We start from the raw sequence: 15,089 nt of genomic DNA, 5'->3' as shown, positions 1-15,089 counted from the left end.
GCGGGGCGCCCCGGCCGGTACGCCCCACGCCGTCCTGTGTCAGCTCGCCTTCTTGATGGCCAACCCGTGATCGCCGCCCGCGGCGATGAACGTGATCCCCGTCGTCCAGTTCACCGGGAACGGCGGCATCGGCACGGGGACGCCGGTGCCGGTCTGGCCGGATTCATACTTGCCCCAGCCATAGGCCCCGCCGCCGCCCGTCAGGGCCAGGCCGAAGGCGCAGCCCGCCGCCACGTCCTGGACGCCGGACAGGTTCGGGATGATCTGCGGCTGGGTGACGACGGACCCGGTGAAGGCGACCTGCGCCTGCGAGTTGTCGCCCCAGGCCCACACCCGCCCTGAGCCGTCCACCAGGTAGCTCTGCGTGCACCCCGCGGCCAGCGCCTTCACCGGCCCGTACGACCCTATGACCGGCACGGGGCTGAACGACGGCGTCACGGCGGTGGTGCCGTTGCCCAACTGGCCGAAGTTGTTCGCTCCCCAGGCGAGCAACGTCCCGTCGCCGCGTACCGCGAGCGAGTGGTAGAAGCCCGCGGCGATGTCGAAGGGCGGGCCGCTCTCCCCGCCGAGACCGGTCAGCTCGGTGGGGCTGGCCTTCGAGATGTCGGTGCCGTCGCCGAGCTGGCCGCGCGAGTTGGAGCCCCACACCAGCACCGTGGAGAAGTTGCGCAGCGCCATGCTGTGGAACCAGCCGGCCTCGATGTGGGTGATGTCCCGCTGCCCGTGGAGGGGCTGCGGAGTCGGGGCCGAGCCGCCGAACCAGCCGAGGCCGAGCTGCCCGAACGTGTTGTCACCCCAGGCCAGGATGTTGCCGGTGGACGTGCGGGCCAGGCTGAACCCCAGGCCCGCCGCCACTTCCACGACGCCGTTGAGATTCTGGACCTTGACCGGCACGTTCGTGTCGGTGTAAGTGCCGTCGCCGAGCTGGCCGTTGTTGTTCTCGCCCCACGCCCAGACGGAGCCGTCGGCGGCGATGGCCAGGGAGTGGGTGAGGCTGCCCGCGACCTCGGTGAAGCCCGCGTCCTGCTGGCCTACGTTGACGGGGACCTTCTGGTCGTCGTTGCCGCCGTTGCCGAGTTGCCCGTAGCCGCCCTGCCCCCAGGCGATGGCGTGCGTGGTGGGCGCGGCCGCCTCGGCTGCCGGGACGACCCCCGCCAGTCCCGCCGTGACGAGGACGGCGGCCAGGACGGCGAGCAGTCGTCTAGTTGACATGGCGGCTCCCCGGAGTGGCCAGGGCCGGCGTGCCTGGTGGTGCGGTCGTGGGCGCCGGGATCGCGCCCGGTCCCCATGTGAGGCCGCGCGCAGTGCGGCGGCGGGATTCGGTCAAGGTGGTCTCCCAGGGTCGGGGCACCGCCATCGGGCGGCGGTGCCTCGCACTTAAGGAGTTCCATGCCGTTCCATCCGGGGCGGCTCCGGGACATGCCGGTCCATCGGCCGTCCTCGATGTGGTCAGGTGAGGGTTTCCGGGGCCGCGAGGGCCAGGCCGGCGGCGCCGAGCGCGTGCTGGGCGTCGCTCCAAGGACGGACGATCACCTGAACGCGATGGGCGGCGGTGACCTGGCTGGTCCGCATCGCGGCGAGGAACCCCGGCTCCAGCCCCGGCCAGAGGACGTGGTTCTCGCCGATGACCGCGATGGTGGGCGTGCCGAGCAGGTTGACGACCCCGACGACGGCCCGCCCGAGTATGGCGCCGATCCCGGCCAGGACGTCCGCCAGCCCCGGCTCATCGCCGCAGACCCATCGCGCGCGGAGTTCCTCGATGGTGGTGGCCGCCCCGGCGAGGCCCGCGCGGCGGGCGGCGCGCAGGATGCCGTGGTCGCTGGTGAGCGTCTCCAGGCACCCCCGGGCGCCGCAGGCGCAGCGCGGTCCGGTGGCGGCGACCGGCGTGTGGCCGAACTCGCCGGAGAGCCCGCTCGGGCCGCGGTGCACCCGCCGCTGCAGGACCGCGCCGAGCCCCACCCCGTCGCCGAGGCCGAGCACCAGGAAGTCGTCGTACTCGCGGCCCGTCCGGTACAGGAGCTCGGCGGTGGTGCTCGCTCTGAGATCGTTGTCCACCAGCACCGGGATCGGCAACTCGGCGCGCAGCCGTTCGCCGAGGGGAAGTTCACTCCACCCGAATCGGGGACATACCCGTATGTAGCCGGTGGACGAATCGACAGAGGACGGAGTGACCACGCCCACGGCCTTCAACCTGGGCCCCAGGGCGGGGTCGGCCAGCCGGTGGTTGATCACCGCGAGCAGCTGAGGGATGGGGTCTGAACGGCAGTCGAAGGGTGATACATCGGATGTGATCACGCGACCGTCGAGGCCCGCGACAACGGTGACGAGGTGGTCGGTGGCGACCCGCACGCCGAGGGTCGCGGCGGCCTCGGGCACGACCTGGAGCGGGATGCGGGGCCTGCCGACGGCCCCCGCCTGCGGGGCGAGTGTGCGCAGGTAGCCGCAGTCCAGCAGGCGTCGCGTGTGCTCGTGCACGGTCGCGTCGCCGAGCCGGAGCCGGGTCGCGATCTGGCGCCGGTCCAGGGCTCCCGCGGTGCCGAGCAGCGCCAGGATCTCCACGCGGGTCAGATCGCCACGAGGGGTGATTCCACGAGCAATCATCGGATATTTCCACCTCGATCTCATTGACACTACAGAGCGCGACGCCTATGTTTCACAATTATTAACTCGGCCCCGAGCTTATTGAGTGGAGCTGCGATGGGCAGGCAGATGCATGGCGGTCGGCGATCATTGGCAGTCGCCGTAGCGGTGGTCATCGCGGGGGGATTAACCGCCGGTTGCGGGGACAACGGCGGCCAGCAATCATCAGGCGGCAGCAAGGCGAGCAGCGGCGCGGTGACGCTCACCTGGTCGATGTGGGCCTCCGGCACGGAGGACCGCGACGCTTGGCAGAAGGTGGCCGACGAGGTCACCAAGAAGTACCCGAACATCAAGATCACCCTTGAGACCTCGCCGTTCAACGACTACTTCACCAAGCTCGGCACCCGCCTGGCCGGCGGCAGCGCGCCGTGCGTCGTGTCCATGCAGAGCCTGCGCACGGGCGGCTATGTCAGCGGGATGCTCCCGCTGGACGAACTGATCAAGAAGAACGGCCTGGACACCGGCGACTTCGACTCCTCGATCATGGCCGGGCTGGCCTCGGGCGGCAAGCAGTACGCGCTGCCGTACGACGTCGGCTCGCTGATCATCACCTACAACAAGGACCTGTTCAAGGCGGCCGGCGTGCCGGCGCCGAAGGTCGGCTGGAGCGTGGCCGACTTCGAGGCCGCCGCCAAGAAGCTGACCACCGGCGGCAAGTACGGCTTCGTGGCCTACCCCAGTGACCTGCCCATGTTCTCGATGATCCTGTCGAAGACCGGCGCGGAGCCGGTGGACGCCTCGGGCAAGCTCACCCTCGCCACCGAGCCGATGACGACCGGCTTCCAGTGGTACGCGGACCTGGTCGCCAAGGCCGGGATCGCGCCCAAGGTGCCCGGCGTGGACAACAACTTCCCCGACACCCAGTTCCTCAACGGCAACGTGGCGATGCAGGTCAACGGGCCCTGGTCCGTCCTGTCACTCAAGGAGCAGGCCAAGTTCGGCGTGGGCCTGGCCACCATCCCCGCCGGTCCCGACGGGTCCAAGACCTACTCGGCCGGGTCCGGCTTCGGCATCTCCCAGTCGTGCCCGTACCCGGACGAGGCGTTCAAGGCGGTCAGCGTGATGACCAGCGCCGACGTGCTCGGGCAGCTCGGCAAGATCGGGCGCGCCTACCCGGCGCGCAAGTCCGTCCAGAACACGTGGTACGAGAACGCGTTCGAGGGCGCGAAGGAGGTCCTCGACGCCGCCAACTCCTCGGCGAGGCCGTTCCGGGCGACCGCCAACTGGGATCAGGTGTCCAAGCTGCTGGCCCAGTATGGCGTGCCGGTCTTCAACGGGCAGGCCACGGCGGCGGACGTCCTCAAGCAGGTGCAACAGCAGGCACCGGCGTAGGGAAGGGAAACACGTGCCGGGCTCCACCACCGAAGCCGTACCCCGGCGGGCGGCGGTCGCGCGCGGACGGCGCGCGCGCCGCCTGCGCCGCGACGGGAAAGCCGCCGCCCTGTTCGCCGCGCCCAGCCTGGTCGGGTTGACGCTGTTCACGCTCTTCCCGATCGCGATGTCCCTGGTGATCTCCTTCTTCCGGTGGCCCGCGGTGGGCGAGCACGTCTTCACCGGGCTGGAGAACTTCGCGACGCTGTTCGGCGACCCCGTCTTCCGGCGGACGCTGTTCAACACCTTGCTGTTCGTGGTGCTCTACCTGCCGCTCAACCTCATCGTGTCGGTGGGGCTGGCGGTGTGGATCTCGCCGCGCATCAAGGGCCGCCAGGCGCTGCGGGTGGTGTTCTTCCTGCCCGTGGTCACGCCGATGGTGGCCAACGCGATCGTGTGGCGGATGATCTACCAGCCCAACGGGTTCATCGACGGCTCGCTGTACGCCGTCACCGGCGTGCATGCGCCGAACTTCCTCGGCGAGCAGGGCTGGGCCATGTTCGCCGTCGTCGCGATGAGCGTGTGGCAGGGGTTCGGGTACAACATGCTGGTCTTCTCGGCCGCGCTGGACGCCATCCCGCGCCAGCTCGTGGAGGCATCGCAGATCGACGGGGCGGGGCCGTGGCGGCAGTTCTTCCACGTCACGCTGCCGATGATCTCCCCGGCGATGTTCTTCGCCACGACCATGACGCTGATCACGTCGTTCCAGGTCTTCACCCAGCCGTTCCTGATGACCGGCGGCGGGCCCGGCATCGACACCGAGACGCTCATGATGTTCGTCTACAACCAGGGCTTCTCCGTCTACCAGTTCGGACTCGCGTCCGCCGCGGCCTGGATCCTGTTCGTGCTGATCCTGGGCGTGACCGCGGTGCAGTTCGCCGGCCAGCGCAGATGGGTCACCTACGATGTCTGAACACGTGCACGCCGCCCCGGCCGCCCCCTGGGGGCACCGGATCAGACTGGTCGTCTCGCATGTGGCCCTCTACCTGGTGGCCGCCGCGTTCGTGTCGCCTCTGGTGTACATGGTGGCCACGTCGCTGAAGCGTGCCGACGAGGTGTTCGGGTCGCCGCCGAGCCTGCTCGGCTCGGTGGTCCGGTGGGAGAACTACAGCGAGGCGTTCGAATTCCTGCCGTTCGGGCGTTTTGTGATCAACGGACTCGCCGTCGCCGTCTGCGGCACCGTCGTGGTGCTGGTGGCGTCGACCATGTCGGCGTACGCTTTCTCACGGCTGCGCTGGCGCGGTCGCGACGGGATCTTCCTGGTCTTCCTGTCCACCTTGATGATCCCCCAGGAAGTGCTGGTCGTGCCGATGTTCATGCTCATGCGCTGGTTCGGGTGGGTGGACTCGTTCCAGGCGCTGATCTTCCCCTGGGCGTTCACCGCCTTCGGGACGTTCATGCTGCGCCAGTTCTTCCTGACCATCCCCGAGGAGATCGCGGAGAGCGCCCGCCTCGACGGCGCGGGAGCGGTGCGCGTCTTCACCAGCATCATGCTGCCGCTGATCAAGCCCGCGCTCGCGGTGCTGGCGGTCTTCACGTTCATCAACTACTGGAACAGCTTCCTGTGGCCGCTGATCATCATCAACTCGGTGGACGAGAAGGCCACGGTCCCGCTGGGCCTGCAGCTCTTCTTCGGGCAGCAGGGCACCCAATGGAACCTCGTCATGGCCGCGGCCGTGATCTCCATGGCCCCCACCACGGCGCTGCTCGTCATCCTGCAGAAGCACCTCGTACGCGGGATCGCGACCAGCGGTCTCGGCGGCCGCTGAACCTCTTGAGGAAAGGAACGTTGTGCAGCACCACGCCTGGTTCTCCGAATCCCGGTTCGGCATGTTCGTGCACTGGGGCCTGTACGCCCTGGCCGCCCGGCACGAGTGGGTGAAGAACCGCGAACGCCTGACCGACGAGGACTACCAGCCGTACTTCGACCACTTCGATCCCGACCTGTACGACCCGGCGCAATGGGCGCGGCTGGCCAAGGAGGCCGGCATGCGCTACATCGTCGTCACGACCAAGCACCACGACGGCTTCTGCCTGTGGGACTCGGCGCACACCGACTACAAGGCGACGCGCACCCCCTGGGGCAAGGACCTGATCGCGCCGCTGGTGGAGGCGGTCCGCGCCGAAGGGCTGAAGGTCGGGTTCTACCACTCGCTGATCGACTGGCACCACCCCGAGTTCCCGGTCGACTCCCTGCACCCCCAGCGCGACGACGAGGCGTTCAAGGCCGCCGCCGCGGGACGTGACATCTCCAAGTACACCGAATACCTGCACGCCCAGGTACGCGAGCTGCTCACCGGCTACGGCCGGATCGACTACCTGTTCTTCGACTTCTCCTACCAGGGCCGGCCGGGACACTGGGGCGGCAAGGGCGCCGACGACTGGCGCGCGCACGAACTGCTGGAGATGGTCAGGGAGCTCCAGCCGGGCATCATCGTGAACGACCGGCTCGACATCCCGGGCGACTTCGTCACCCCCGAGCAGTACCAGCCCGCCGGACCGATGACCGTCGACGGCCGCGAGGTGCCGTGGGAGGCGTGCCAGACCCTCAACGGCAGCTGGGGGTACGACCGGGACAACCTCGACTACAAGACGCCGGACCTGCTCGTACGGATGCTCGTCGACAGCGTCGCCAAGGGCGGCAACCTGCTGCTCAACGTGGGCCCGGACGGGCGCGGCCAGATCGACCCCCGCGCGCGCCGGATCCTCGGCGACCTCGGCGCCTGGATGCGACTGAACTCCCGCTCGGTCTACGGCTGCGGGCCCAGCGACTTCACACCGCCGCCCGACTGCCGCTACACCCAGCGCGGCGATCGGCTCTACCTGCACGTGTTCCAGTGGCCGTTCGGCCACCTCCACCTGCCGGGGCTGGCCGGGCGGGTGAAGTACGCCCAATTCCTGCACGACGCGTCGGAGATCCGCACCCGCGTCATCGATCCCGGCCAGAAGGCCGGCCTCACGACGATGGGCGCCCAGGCTCCGGACGTCCTGACCCTCGACCTGCCCGTACAACGTCCCGACGTCGCCGTGCCCGTCGTCGAGCTGTTCCTCAGCTGACCCTGTCGTCCGCGAGGGCCCGCGACGGCGTCAGCAGCGTGGACAGTGCCCAGCGGCCGGGTCCGAGGACGGCGATGAGCAGGAAACCCCAGCAGAAGAGCGCGGCCTTCTCGCCGCCGTTCTCGATCGGGAACAACGCCTGCGGCTGGTGGACGATGAAGTAGGCGTAGGCCATGGTGCCCGAGCAGATGACGGCGGCGGCGCGGGCACCAAGTCCGAGCAGGACGAGGACGCCGCCGATCAGCTCGATGACGGCGGCCCACCATCCGGGCCATTGCCCGAAGCCGGGCGCCGGGCCCGGCGACCCGCCCAGCACGTCGAAGAGCGTCGCCGCGCCATGGCAGGCGAACAGCAGGCCCAGCACGAACCGGTACAGGGCCAGGAACAGATCCTTATTCTTGTTCAACAGGTCCACGGCAAATGCCCTTTCTTGCTGTTGAAAAGTATGGGAGCGCTCCCAAACAGATTCTTGAGATCGGCCGCACCTGTCAATGCGGCACCACTCGCGAGATCGGTCCAAAACGCGCTGCATATATGCCGAACTGCCCGGACGCCCTGGCCATAAAGTTTCGCATTCGTGAAATTTTCATCAGCGCACGGGCTCTTCCGGCAAAACTCGGCGCGAAACTTGACACGAATGACGAGGTCGCGGTAAATCCCGGCATACGAAAGCCGCCCGGAGCAGGCTCCGGGCGGCCGTCGCAGGGATCGGCTACCGCTTGGCGCACAGAGCGGTGTCCATGGCCTTGATCACGTTCTCGTGGGCGTCCTCGTCGGCGGGCAGCGACGTGACGGCGACGGTGGCGGCCCGGCCGTCCTCGGTCACCCCGTTGCGGGTCTCGTAACCGTCGATGTCACCGCCGTGGCCCCAGGTGACACCGCCGCAGCTCAGCGGCATCTTCATCAGGCCCAGCCCGTACTCCCAGCCGGCCGGGAAGCCGGGCGCCTTCATCGTGTGCTTCATGGCCGCGAGCTGCTCCGGCTTGAGCAGCTTGCCGTCCATGAGGGCGCTCATGAAGCGGTTGAGGTCGCTCGGCGTGCCGATCAGCTGCCCGGCCGCCCAGCCCCACGACGGGTCCAGGTTCGTGATGTCCTTCAGCTTGCCGCCGGGCTTCTCGGACCCGTACCCGTGCGGGTGGCGCCCCCGGATCGTCTTGTCCCCCTTGGCCGGCCAGTACGTGTCACGCAGCCCGATCGGCTTGATGATCCGGTCCGTGATCACCTCGGCCACCGGCCGCCCGGTGACCTTCTCGATCAGCAGGCCGGCCAGGACGTAGTTGGTGTTGCTGTACTCCCAGCCGCCCCGTGCGAACGACGCCTTGTGCGCGAAGGCCATGTCCAGAAGGTCCTGGGGCGAGCGGTAGACGTCACGGCTCTTGAACATGCTCGGCATCCAGCGGGTGTAGTTCGGCAGGCCGCTGGTGTGCTGCAGCAACTGCCGTACGGTGATCTTCCGGCCGTCGATGCCCTTGCCGCGCACCACCTTCGGCAGGTACGTCTCGATCGGCTCGTCCAGGTCGACCTTGCCCTCGCCGACCAGCTGCAGCACCGCCACGGCGGTGAACATCTTGGTGTTGCTCGCGATCCGCACCCGGCCGTCGACCGGCACCTCCGCCTTGGTCGTCAGGTCCGCGACGCCGGCGGTGTAGTGGCGGGTCCGGCCCTTCGCGTCCTGCACCGCGGCCAGCGCCGCCGGGAACTTGTTCTTCTTCACCAGCTCGTCGAGCTTCCTCTGCACGGCGTCGGGCCGGTGGTTGCGCTTCAGCTCGTCGCGTACCTCGGCCAGCTCGGCGGACAGGCTCTCGTCCGGGCTCTGCCGGACGACGCTCGCGGTGCGGTCGAGCCCGGTGGCCGCGGCGGCCGGCGTACCTGCCACGACCAGTCCCGACAGCGCCGTCAGCGCGGCCGCCGCGAGGACCCGCACGCGCCGGGAGGACTTCGACTCGGAAGAGGTACGCGACATGGGAAACGCTCCTGAATTCTTGGTGGGGGTCGTCCGTTCCGGACATCACCAAGAATGTCGGTGCAGGGCATCCTTGATCGATCCCATCCGCTGGAGCCTTCAGGTACAGCCAGCTGTACCCGAAGGCGTCCGCGGCCCCTCGCCGTACCGGGGGTCAGGACGGGCAGGTCCCGGCCAGTGCGCTGATGACCCCGTCGATGAACACCTGCGACTTCGGTTCGTCGGCGTGCGCCACCCCGGGGAACTCGGCCTTGCACCACACCCCGTCGATGACGTCGTTGCGCGTCTCGTCGAGGGAGCTCACCAGCAGCGTGTACCGGACGGCGCCGGGCGTCGGGTCACCGCTGTTGAGCTGGCTCATGAAGCTGCTGGTGGGACACATCTGCCCACCCTTGTCCTGCGCCAGGAGGCAGGCCGGCCAGTAGCCGCGCTGGCCGGTGCCCATCGAGACGTAGCTCAGCGTCGCGTCGGCCCCGCCGAGGGACTTCAGGTAATGGCGCGCCGACAGCCCTCCCATGCTGTGCCCGACGAGGCTGACCTTCCCTCCCCCGTTCTCCTGCCGCACCTGGGCCACCAGGTCCCTGATGGCTCCGGCGTTGGCGATGTTCTCCTCCCCGGGCAGGTCGATCGTGTACGCGGGATGGCCGGCCTGCTCCAGCGCCGCCTCCATCTGAGCGAACTCGGTGGGCGACCCGTTCCAGCCGTGGATCAGGATGACCGGCTCCGGCTGCGCGGCCTGCACCTGCTGGCCGGCTCCCAGCCCGGCCAGCAGGATTCCCGCGACGATCAGCCCTCCGATGCGGCGGCGCCTCGATGACATGAGTCACACCTCGCTATCCCTAGGGTGCATTCACTTACAGAACACTCGGTAAGTGATGCGCTAGATTTAGCATCGTGCCCCGGCGTAGACAAGACCCCAGCAGACAGGAGCTCGTTCGCCGCCGGCGGGAGGAGATCATCGCCGCGGCCGCGGAGACGTTCGCCCGCGACGGCTACCGCGGCACCGCCCTCTCCGAGATCGCGGCCCGGGCCGGCATCAGCGAGCCCGGCCTCCTGCACCACTTCGGCAACAAGGCCAATCTGCTCCTGGCCGTGATCGAACGGCGTGACCTCGACAGCGAGGCGTTCGCGATGGAGATCCTGGGCATGGAGCCGTCGGGGCGGCTGCGGGCCATGCCGGAGTTCGCGCGCCGCAACAAGGAGCGGGCGGGGCTGGCCAAGCTGTTCACCGTCCTGGTCGCCGAGAGCCTCGAACCTGACGCGCCCGGCCACCGGCACTTCGTCGAGCGCTACCGCGCGATGCGCGCCATCGTCGCCGACAGCATCCGCTCCGCCCAGGCCGCCGGCCTCACCCGCCAGGACATCGACCCCGCGGCCAAGGCGGCCGAGATCATCGCGACCCTCGACGGCCTGCAGACCCAGTGGCTGCTCGACCCCGACACGATCGACATCGTGGCCGGCGTCGAGTCCTACGCCCGCACGCTGGAGCGCGACCTCGCCTGCGGCCCCGATGCGGGCGGCCGCGGGACGGCATGATGGCGGTCAAGAAGATCGTCGAAAGGTGTCACGTGGAGAAAATCGTGTCCGTCGCCGCCGCGTCGCTGCTGGTGATCGGCCTCGCGCCGGCCGCTCACGCCGTGCGGACCGCGAGCGACGTCTACGCCGACTATGCGGAGCTCTCCGCCCACGAGGTCGAGGGCGAGGACTACCGCCGCGTCGTGCGCGTCCCCGGCGGGGCGAAGGTGGCGCACATCGCCATCCACGGCGGCGCGATCGAGGCGCCGACCTCTCAGCTCGCCGACGAGGCCGCCGGACGCACGCACGCCTACTATGCGTTCGAAGGCATCAAGGGCTCCGGCAACAGCGCCCTGCACATCACTTCCACGCACTTCGACGAGCCCAAGGCGCTTTCGGTGGTGGCGGGAGTCGACTACACCGTCTCCTGGCACGCCGCGGCGGGCGACGACGCCACCACCTACGTCGGCGGGCGCGACACGACATTGATGAAAAAGGTGACCGCCGAGCTGCGGGCCGCCGGGTTCCCGGTGGCGGCGTCCGTGCCCGACGAAATCGGCGGCGACAGCCCCCAGAACATCGCGAACAGAAACCGCAGGGGCATGGGAGTGCAGCTGGAGATCAGCCGGGGTCAGCGGGAGCGGTTCTTCGACGGAGGAAAGCTGAACCGCGCCTGGATCGAGAACCCGGCCAACCGCAAGAAAGCGTTCTACGACTACGTCGCGGCCGTCAATCGCGCCCTGGGCTGACGGTCAGCAGGTGTCGATGTAGCGCTGCTTCTGGATGTTCTCGCGGACGCGGTTGCGGGCGACCTGGGCCGCGCTCGGGTTGTTGGACATGGCGGTCACGGTGAAGTGGACCCTCGCGAACTGGTTCGGTTGGTAGCTGGTCTGCGCCGGCGCGTAGGAAACCTCCACCAGGGTGTTGTCGTCGCTGCCCAGAACGGCGTTGGGCGGGGTGGCGACGGTCCTGAAGCCGTTGCGGCTCAATGCGGTCTGGGTGAACGAGCGGGTGTCTTTGTAACACATGGTCTTGACGAACCAGCCCGTGTGCCAGCTCAGCGCGGCCCTGGTCGTGGCGGCTTCGGTGGTGGCGCTGGTGACAGTGGCGACTGCCATTGTGGCGAGCACCAATCCCAGGCGAGCCTTCCGCAGGATGTCCATCATCGTTTCCCGTCCTTTCCCGGCGCGGGCGCGCCTTCGAAAGGCCTACGCCTCCATTAGGCGCTTCGCCGCTTAAAGCCGGGAAGGAGAAAAGAGTAAAAGCCCGCTCACCTGGGGCTGAGGCGCAGAATGGCGTGGTCGCCGGAGAGGAAAGGCACTTCCAGCCGCATGTTGTTGATGCGGGCGGGCCTGCCGGGCGTCAGGGACAGCTTGCCCTCGTCGCGGCAGCGCCCGTTGACGCAGCTGTCGGTGATGCTGACGTTCGTCCCCTCGACCTGCATCCCGCCGGTGAAACCCAGGAGCGCGATCGTGACCTCGTCCGGCTGGAGCGCGCTGATGGTGAGCCGCTGCACCCCGAACCGCTCGTTGATCCGGAGCCGGTCACCCACCCGGACCTCGACCTCGCAGTCGGCGTCCTTGCAGGACGCCAGCCTGCTCCCGTCAGCCGCCTGCGGCAGGGCGGGCGTGGGCTGGGGGGAGGCGGTCGGCGTGGGAGGCGCCGTGTGCGTCACCGCCGACAGCGGCGACGACGGCGTGGTACGCGAGTCGGCGCAGGCGGCGGCGAGAACGACCAGCAGAGCGGCGGCGGTGAACCGGTCGAGGGTCGGCATTGGGCTCCTCCAGGCGGGCACTCCTGACGTTGTGCCCGCCGGAGCTGCGAAAATAACTCTCCGGAGTCATTTCAACACAGAAAGCGATCAGCCGAGCTGGTACAGGGCTTGGCCGCCGCTGTCGGTGCCGCCGTAGTCCGAGGCGTCCACCAGAGTGCCGTTGGCCTTGACCCACTCCGTCACCGAGGAGTCTGTGTTTCTCGGGCCGTCGCCGCTGCCGATCAGGATGTACTTCAGCTGACCGCTGGAGACGTACTCCTCCAGTTTGGCGACGGTCATGGCGGGGTCGCTCCCGGTGAAGCCGCCCATGGCGATGACCGCCTCACCCGTGGAGAGGATGATCGAGGACGCGCTCTGCGCGCTGTCGACGGCCACCAGCCAGGTCGTGCCGCTTCGGTGGGACTTCAGGTACTCGATCATCCCGGTGCTCACCTGCCCACCACCGGGTCCGCGGCCGCCGTCAGAACGGCCGGAGGCGGGCGGCTGCCGCCGCGCCTCGTTCCCGGCCGGCCCGGCGGTCGGGTTGGTGCCCTGGACGGCCGAGGTCAGCGGGGTCACCGCGTACGCCGCGGGCCCGGCCAGACCGCCGAGCAGCCCGGCGACCAGGGCCACGGCGGCCAGCCGCCGGGCGCCGAACGCGCCCGCCAGCAGCCCCGGCACCGCCACCGCGGTCAGGCCCAGGACCACCCACGGCAGCCACGGCACGAAGTCACCGGTACGGCTGAGCACCACGAACGACCAGCCACCGGTGACCGCGACGCCGAGCGGCAGCGCCCATCTCCAGGCGGGGGAGCGCCGGTAGGCCCGCCACATCAGCACCCCGCCGATCCCGGTGAGCGCGGCGATCGCCGGAGCCATGGCGGTGGCGTAGTAGGGGTGGAAGGTGCCCTCGGAGAAGCTGAACACCAGGAAGTGGATCGCGAGCCAGCCGCCCCACAGCAGCAGGGAGACCCGGACGGGCTCGGTTCGCGGCCGGCGGCCGACCAGCGCGAGCCCGACGACCAGTGCGAGGACCGCGAACGGGATCAGCCACGAGATCTGGCCGGCCATCGTGTCGTTGAACAGCCGGGTCGCCCCGGCCTCGCCGCCGAAGCTCGCGCCGCCGCCGTTCCCGCTCGCGCCGAAGATCCGGCCCAGGCCGTTGTATCCGATGACCAGGTCCCAGACGGTGTTGTCCTCGCTGCCGCCGATGTACGGCCGGCTGTCCGACGGCCACAGGTCGACGATCGCCATCCACCAGGCGCTGGCGGCCACGAGGGCCGCTCCCGCCGCGAGCAGGCGACCGGCCCGCCGGAGCAGCGTTCCGGGCGCGGCCACCAGGTAGGCCACGGCGAAGGCGGGCACGACCAGGTACGCCTGCAGCATCTTGGTGTTGAACGCCAGGCCGACCAGCACGGCCGCGGCCAGCAGCGTGCGCGTCCGGCCCGTGCGGATGGCCTCCAGGCAGAGCCAGGCCGCCGCGACCAGCAGCAGGACCAGGATCGTGTCGGGGTTGTTGTCCCTGTTGATGGCCACGGTGATCGGGGTGAGCGCCATGACCGCCGCCGCGATCAGGCCGGCGACGGGCGAGGCGAGCGCCCGCCGCACCGCCGAATGGACCAGCCCCACGGCGGCGACGCCGGCCAGCGCCTGGGGAAGCAGCATGCTCCACGTCCCGAACCCGAAGACGCGGGCCGACAGGCCCATCACCCACAGGGCCAGCGGCGGCTTGTCGACGGTGATGAAGGAGCCGGAGTCCAGGGCGCCGAAGAAGAACGCCTTCCAGCTCTGGGTGCCGGAGTAGACGGCGGCGGCGTAGTAGGTGTTGGCGTAGCCGTTCTGGCCGAGCGCCCAGGTGTAGAGGAAGGCGGACAGGGCCAGCACGCCCCAGAACGCGGGGCGTGCCCACCGCGGGTCCCGCGGCGGCGCGGCGGGAGTGGCGCGATCGACCGGGCGGTCGAGCAGTTGCGCGGTCATCGCGCCCACCGCGTCCGCGCCACTCGCCACATCCCCTTGAGGTCGTCCATGGCGGTCCTGACGATGTCGACCCGGCTGTCGGGATCGTCCACCCAGTCCACGGGGATCTCGTGGATCCGCAGCCCGCGGCTCTCGGCCAGCAGGAGCAGCTCGGTGTCGAAGAACCACTCCTGGTCCTCCACGACGGGCAGCAGCGCCTGTGCGACCTGCGTCCGCGCCGCCTTGAACCCGCACTGGGCGTCGGAGAACCGGGCGCCCATGAGGGAGCGGAGCAGCAGGTTGTAGGCGCGGGAGATCAGCTCCCGCTTGGGCCCGCGGACCACGTTCGAGCCCCTGGACAGCCGGCTGCCGATGGCAAGGTCGCTGTGCCCGGACAGCAGCGGCGCCACCAGCGGGAAGAACGCGTCCAGATCGGTGGACAGGTCGACGTCCATGTAGCTGACGACGTCGGCGTCGCTCTCCGACCAGACCTTCCGCAGTGCCCTGCCCCGCCCCTTCCGGTCGAGGCGCACCGCCCGCACGTGGGGCAGCTCCCGCTCCAGCCCGGCGGCGATCCCCCAGGTGCCGTCGGTGCTGGCGTTGTCCGCGATGGTGATCCGGAAACCGTAGGGAAAGGTGCGGACCAGGTAGGAGTGCAGCCGGCGCACGCTCTCCGCCAGGACCCGCTGCTCGTTGTGGACGGGGACCACGACCTCGACCAGGCGGGTCCCCGTTGCCGCCTCAACCCGAGGCGCTGTCACCGTCATCATGCTCATGACAGAGACGATCGAGGGCCGCCATGGGATGGGGCTGAGGCGACCATTAAGCCTCACT

General features: G+C 69.4%; 15 protein-coding genes. 6 read left to right on the top strand and 9 right to left on the bottom strand.

Annotated features, from left to right (window positions below):
• Positions 1-39: 39 nt before the first annotated feature.
• Together ACIBQ1_RS08950 and ACIBQ1_RS08945 are read right to left on the bottom strand one after the other, a co-directional pair.
• Complete coding sequence (locus ACIBQ1_RS08950) at positions 40-1,212, bottom strand: RCC1 domain-containing protein (RefSeq protein ID WP_397275779.1); 1,173 nt, start codon at positions 1,210-1,212, stop codon at positions 40-42.
• A 237-nt stretch (positions 1,213-1,449) separates the two neighbouring features.
• Positions 1,450-2,601 (bottom strand): ROK family protein, encoded by a 1,152-nt coding sequence (locus ACIBQ1_RS08945; RefSeq protein ID WP_397275778.1) that lies wholly within the window; start codon positions 2,599-2,601, stop codon positions 1,450-1,452.
• 234 nt (positions 2,602-2,835) lie between these two features.
• Between ACIBQ1_RS08945 and ACIBQ1_RS08940 the strand changes: the two genes are divergently transcribed.
• Genes ACIBQ1_RS08940 through ACIBQ1_RS08925 form a run of 4 tightly spaced genes read left to right on the top strand, consistent with a single transcriptional unit; the run spans position 2,836 to position 7,068 of the window.
• Positions 2,836-3,972 (top strand): ABC transporter substrate-binding protein, encoded by a 1,137-nt coding sequence (locus ACIBQ1_RS08940; RefSeq protein ID WP_397275776.1) that lies wholly within the window; start codon positions 2,836-2,838, stop codon positions 3,970-3,972.
• 13 nt (positions 3,973-3,985) lie between these two features.
• A complete protein-coding gene (locus ACIBQ1_RS08935; RefSeq protein WP_397275775.1) occupies positions 3,986-4,924 on the top strand; it encodes a carbohydrate ABC transporter permease in 939 nt (312 codons plus the stop codon).
• Positions 4,917-5,780, top strand: coding sequence for a carbohydrate ABC transporter permease (locus tag ACIBQ1_RS08930; RefSeq protein WP_397275773.1), 864 nt, complete (start codon positions 4,917-4,919; stop codon positions 5,778-5,780). The genes ACIBQ1_RS08935 and ACIBQ1_RS08930 overlap by 8 nt, the downstream gene beginning before the upstream one ends.
• A 22-nt stretch (positions 5,781-5,802) precedes the next feature.
• Positions 5,803-7,068 carry an alpha-L-fucosidase gene (locus tag ACIBQ1_RS08925; RefSeq protein WP_397275771.1) on the top strand — a complete coding sequence of 422 codons (1,266 nt, stop codon included), beginning with the start codon at positions 5,803-5,805 and terminating at the stop codon, positions 7,066-7,068.
• Here the strand turns inward: ACIBQ1_RS08925 and ACIBQ1_RS08920 are convergent.
• The 3 genes from ACIBQ1_RS08920 to ACIBQ1_RS08910 form a co-directional block, all read right to left on the bottom strand.
• Positions 7,061-7,483, bottom strand: coding sequence for a DoxX family protein (locus tag ACIBQ1_RS08920; RefSeq protein ID WP_397275769.1), 423 nt, complete (start codon positions 7,481-7,483; stop codon positions 7,061-7,063). The genes ACIBQ1_RS08925 and ACIBQ1_RS08920 overlap by 8 nt on opposite strands.
• A gap of 297 nt (positions 7,484-7,780) precedes the next feature.
• Positions 7,781-9,031 carry a serine hydrolase domain-containing protein gene (locus ACIBQ1_RS08915; protein WP_397275767.1) on the bottom strand — a complete coding sequence of 417 codons (1,251 nt, stop codon included), beginning with the start codon at positions 9,029-9,031 and terminating at the stop codon, positions 7,781-7,783.
• A 154-nt stretch (positions 9,032-9,185) separates the two neighbouring features.
• Complete coding sequence (locus ACIBQ1_RS08910; protein ID WP_397275766.1) at positions 9,186-9,851, bottom strand: esterase/lipase family protein; 666 nt, start codon at positions 9,849-9,851, stop codon at positions 9,186-9,188.
• Between the two features lie 74 nt (positions 9,852-9,925).
• Here ACIBQ1_RS08910 and ACIBQ1_RS08905 point away from each other — a divergent pair, with 74 nt between their 5' ends.
• The gene (locus ACIBQ1_RS08905) at positions 9,926-10,567 is read left to right on the top strand and encodes a TetR family transcriptional regulator (RefSeq protein WP_397275764.1); all 642 of its coding nucleotides are present in this window, start codon (positions 9,926-9,928) and stop codon (positions 10,565-10,567) included.
• 32 nt (positions 10,568-10,599) lie between these two features.
• Positions 10,600-11,295: a poly-gamma-glutamate hydrolase family protein gene (locus ACIBQ1_RS08900; protein WP_397275762.1), complete on the top strand. Its 696-nt coding sequence runs from the start codon at positions 10,600-10,602 to the stop codon at positions 11,293-11,295.
• 3 nt (positions 11,296-11,298) lie between these two features.
• Here the strand turns inward: ACIBQ1_RS08900 and ACIBQ1_RS08895 are convergent, their stop codons facing one another.
• From ACIBQ1_RS08895 to ACIBQ1_RS08880, 4 genes are all read right to left on the bottom strand, one after another.
• On the bottom strand, positions 11,299-11,664 hold the full coding sequence (locus ACIBQ1_RS08895; protein WP_397275760.1) for a hypothetical protein: 366 nt from the start codon (positions 11,662-11,664) through the stop codon (positions 11,299-11,301).
• A gap of 152 nt (positions 11,665-11,816) precedes the next feature.
• Positions 11,817-12,320 (bottom strand): hypothetical protein, encoded by a 504-nt coding sequence (locus tag ACIBQ1_RS08890; RefSeq protein WP_397275759.1) that lies wholly within the window; start codon positions 12,318-12,320, stop codon positions 11,817-11,819.
• A gap of 87 nt (positions 12,321-12,407) precedes the next feature.
• Positions 12,408-14,306, bottom strand: coding sequence for a glycosyltransferase family 39 protein (locus tag ACIBQ1_RS08885; RefSeq protein WP_397275757.1), 1,899 nt, complete (start codon positions 14,304-14,306; stop codon positions 12,408-12,410).
• On the bottom strand, positions 14,273-15,031 hold the full coding sequence (locus ACIBQ1_RS08880) for a dolichyl-phosphate beta-glucosyltransferase (RefSeq protein ID WP_397275756.1): 759 nt from the start codon (positions 15,029-15,031) through the stop codon (positions 14,273-14,275). Before ACIBQ1_RS08880 ends, ACIBQ1_RS08885 begins: the two co-directional genes overlap by 34 nt.
• Positions 15,032-15,089 lie beyond the last annotated feature (58 nt).

This window comes from Nonomuraea sp. NPDC050153 (assembly GCF_044460125.1).
In the GTDB taxonomy this organism is placed as follows: Bacteria; Actinomycetota; Actinomycetes; order Streptosporangiales; family Streptosporangiaceae; genus Nonomuraea.
The sequence above is the reverse complement of the archived record's forward strand: the minus strand, read 5'-3'. Positions and strand labels throughout refer to the sequence as shown.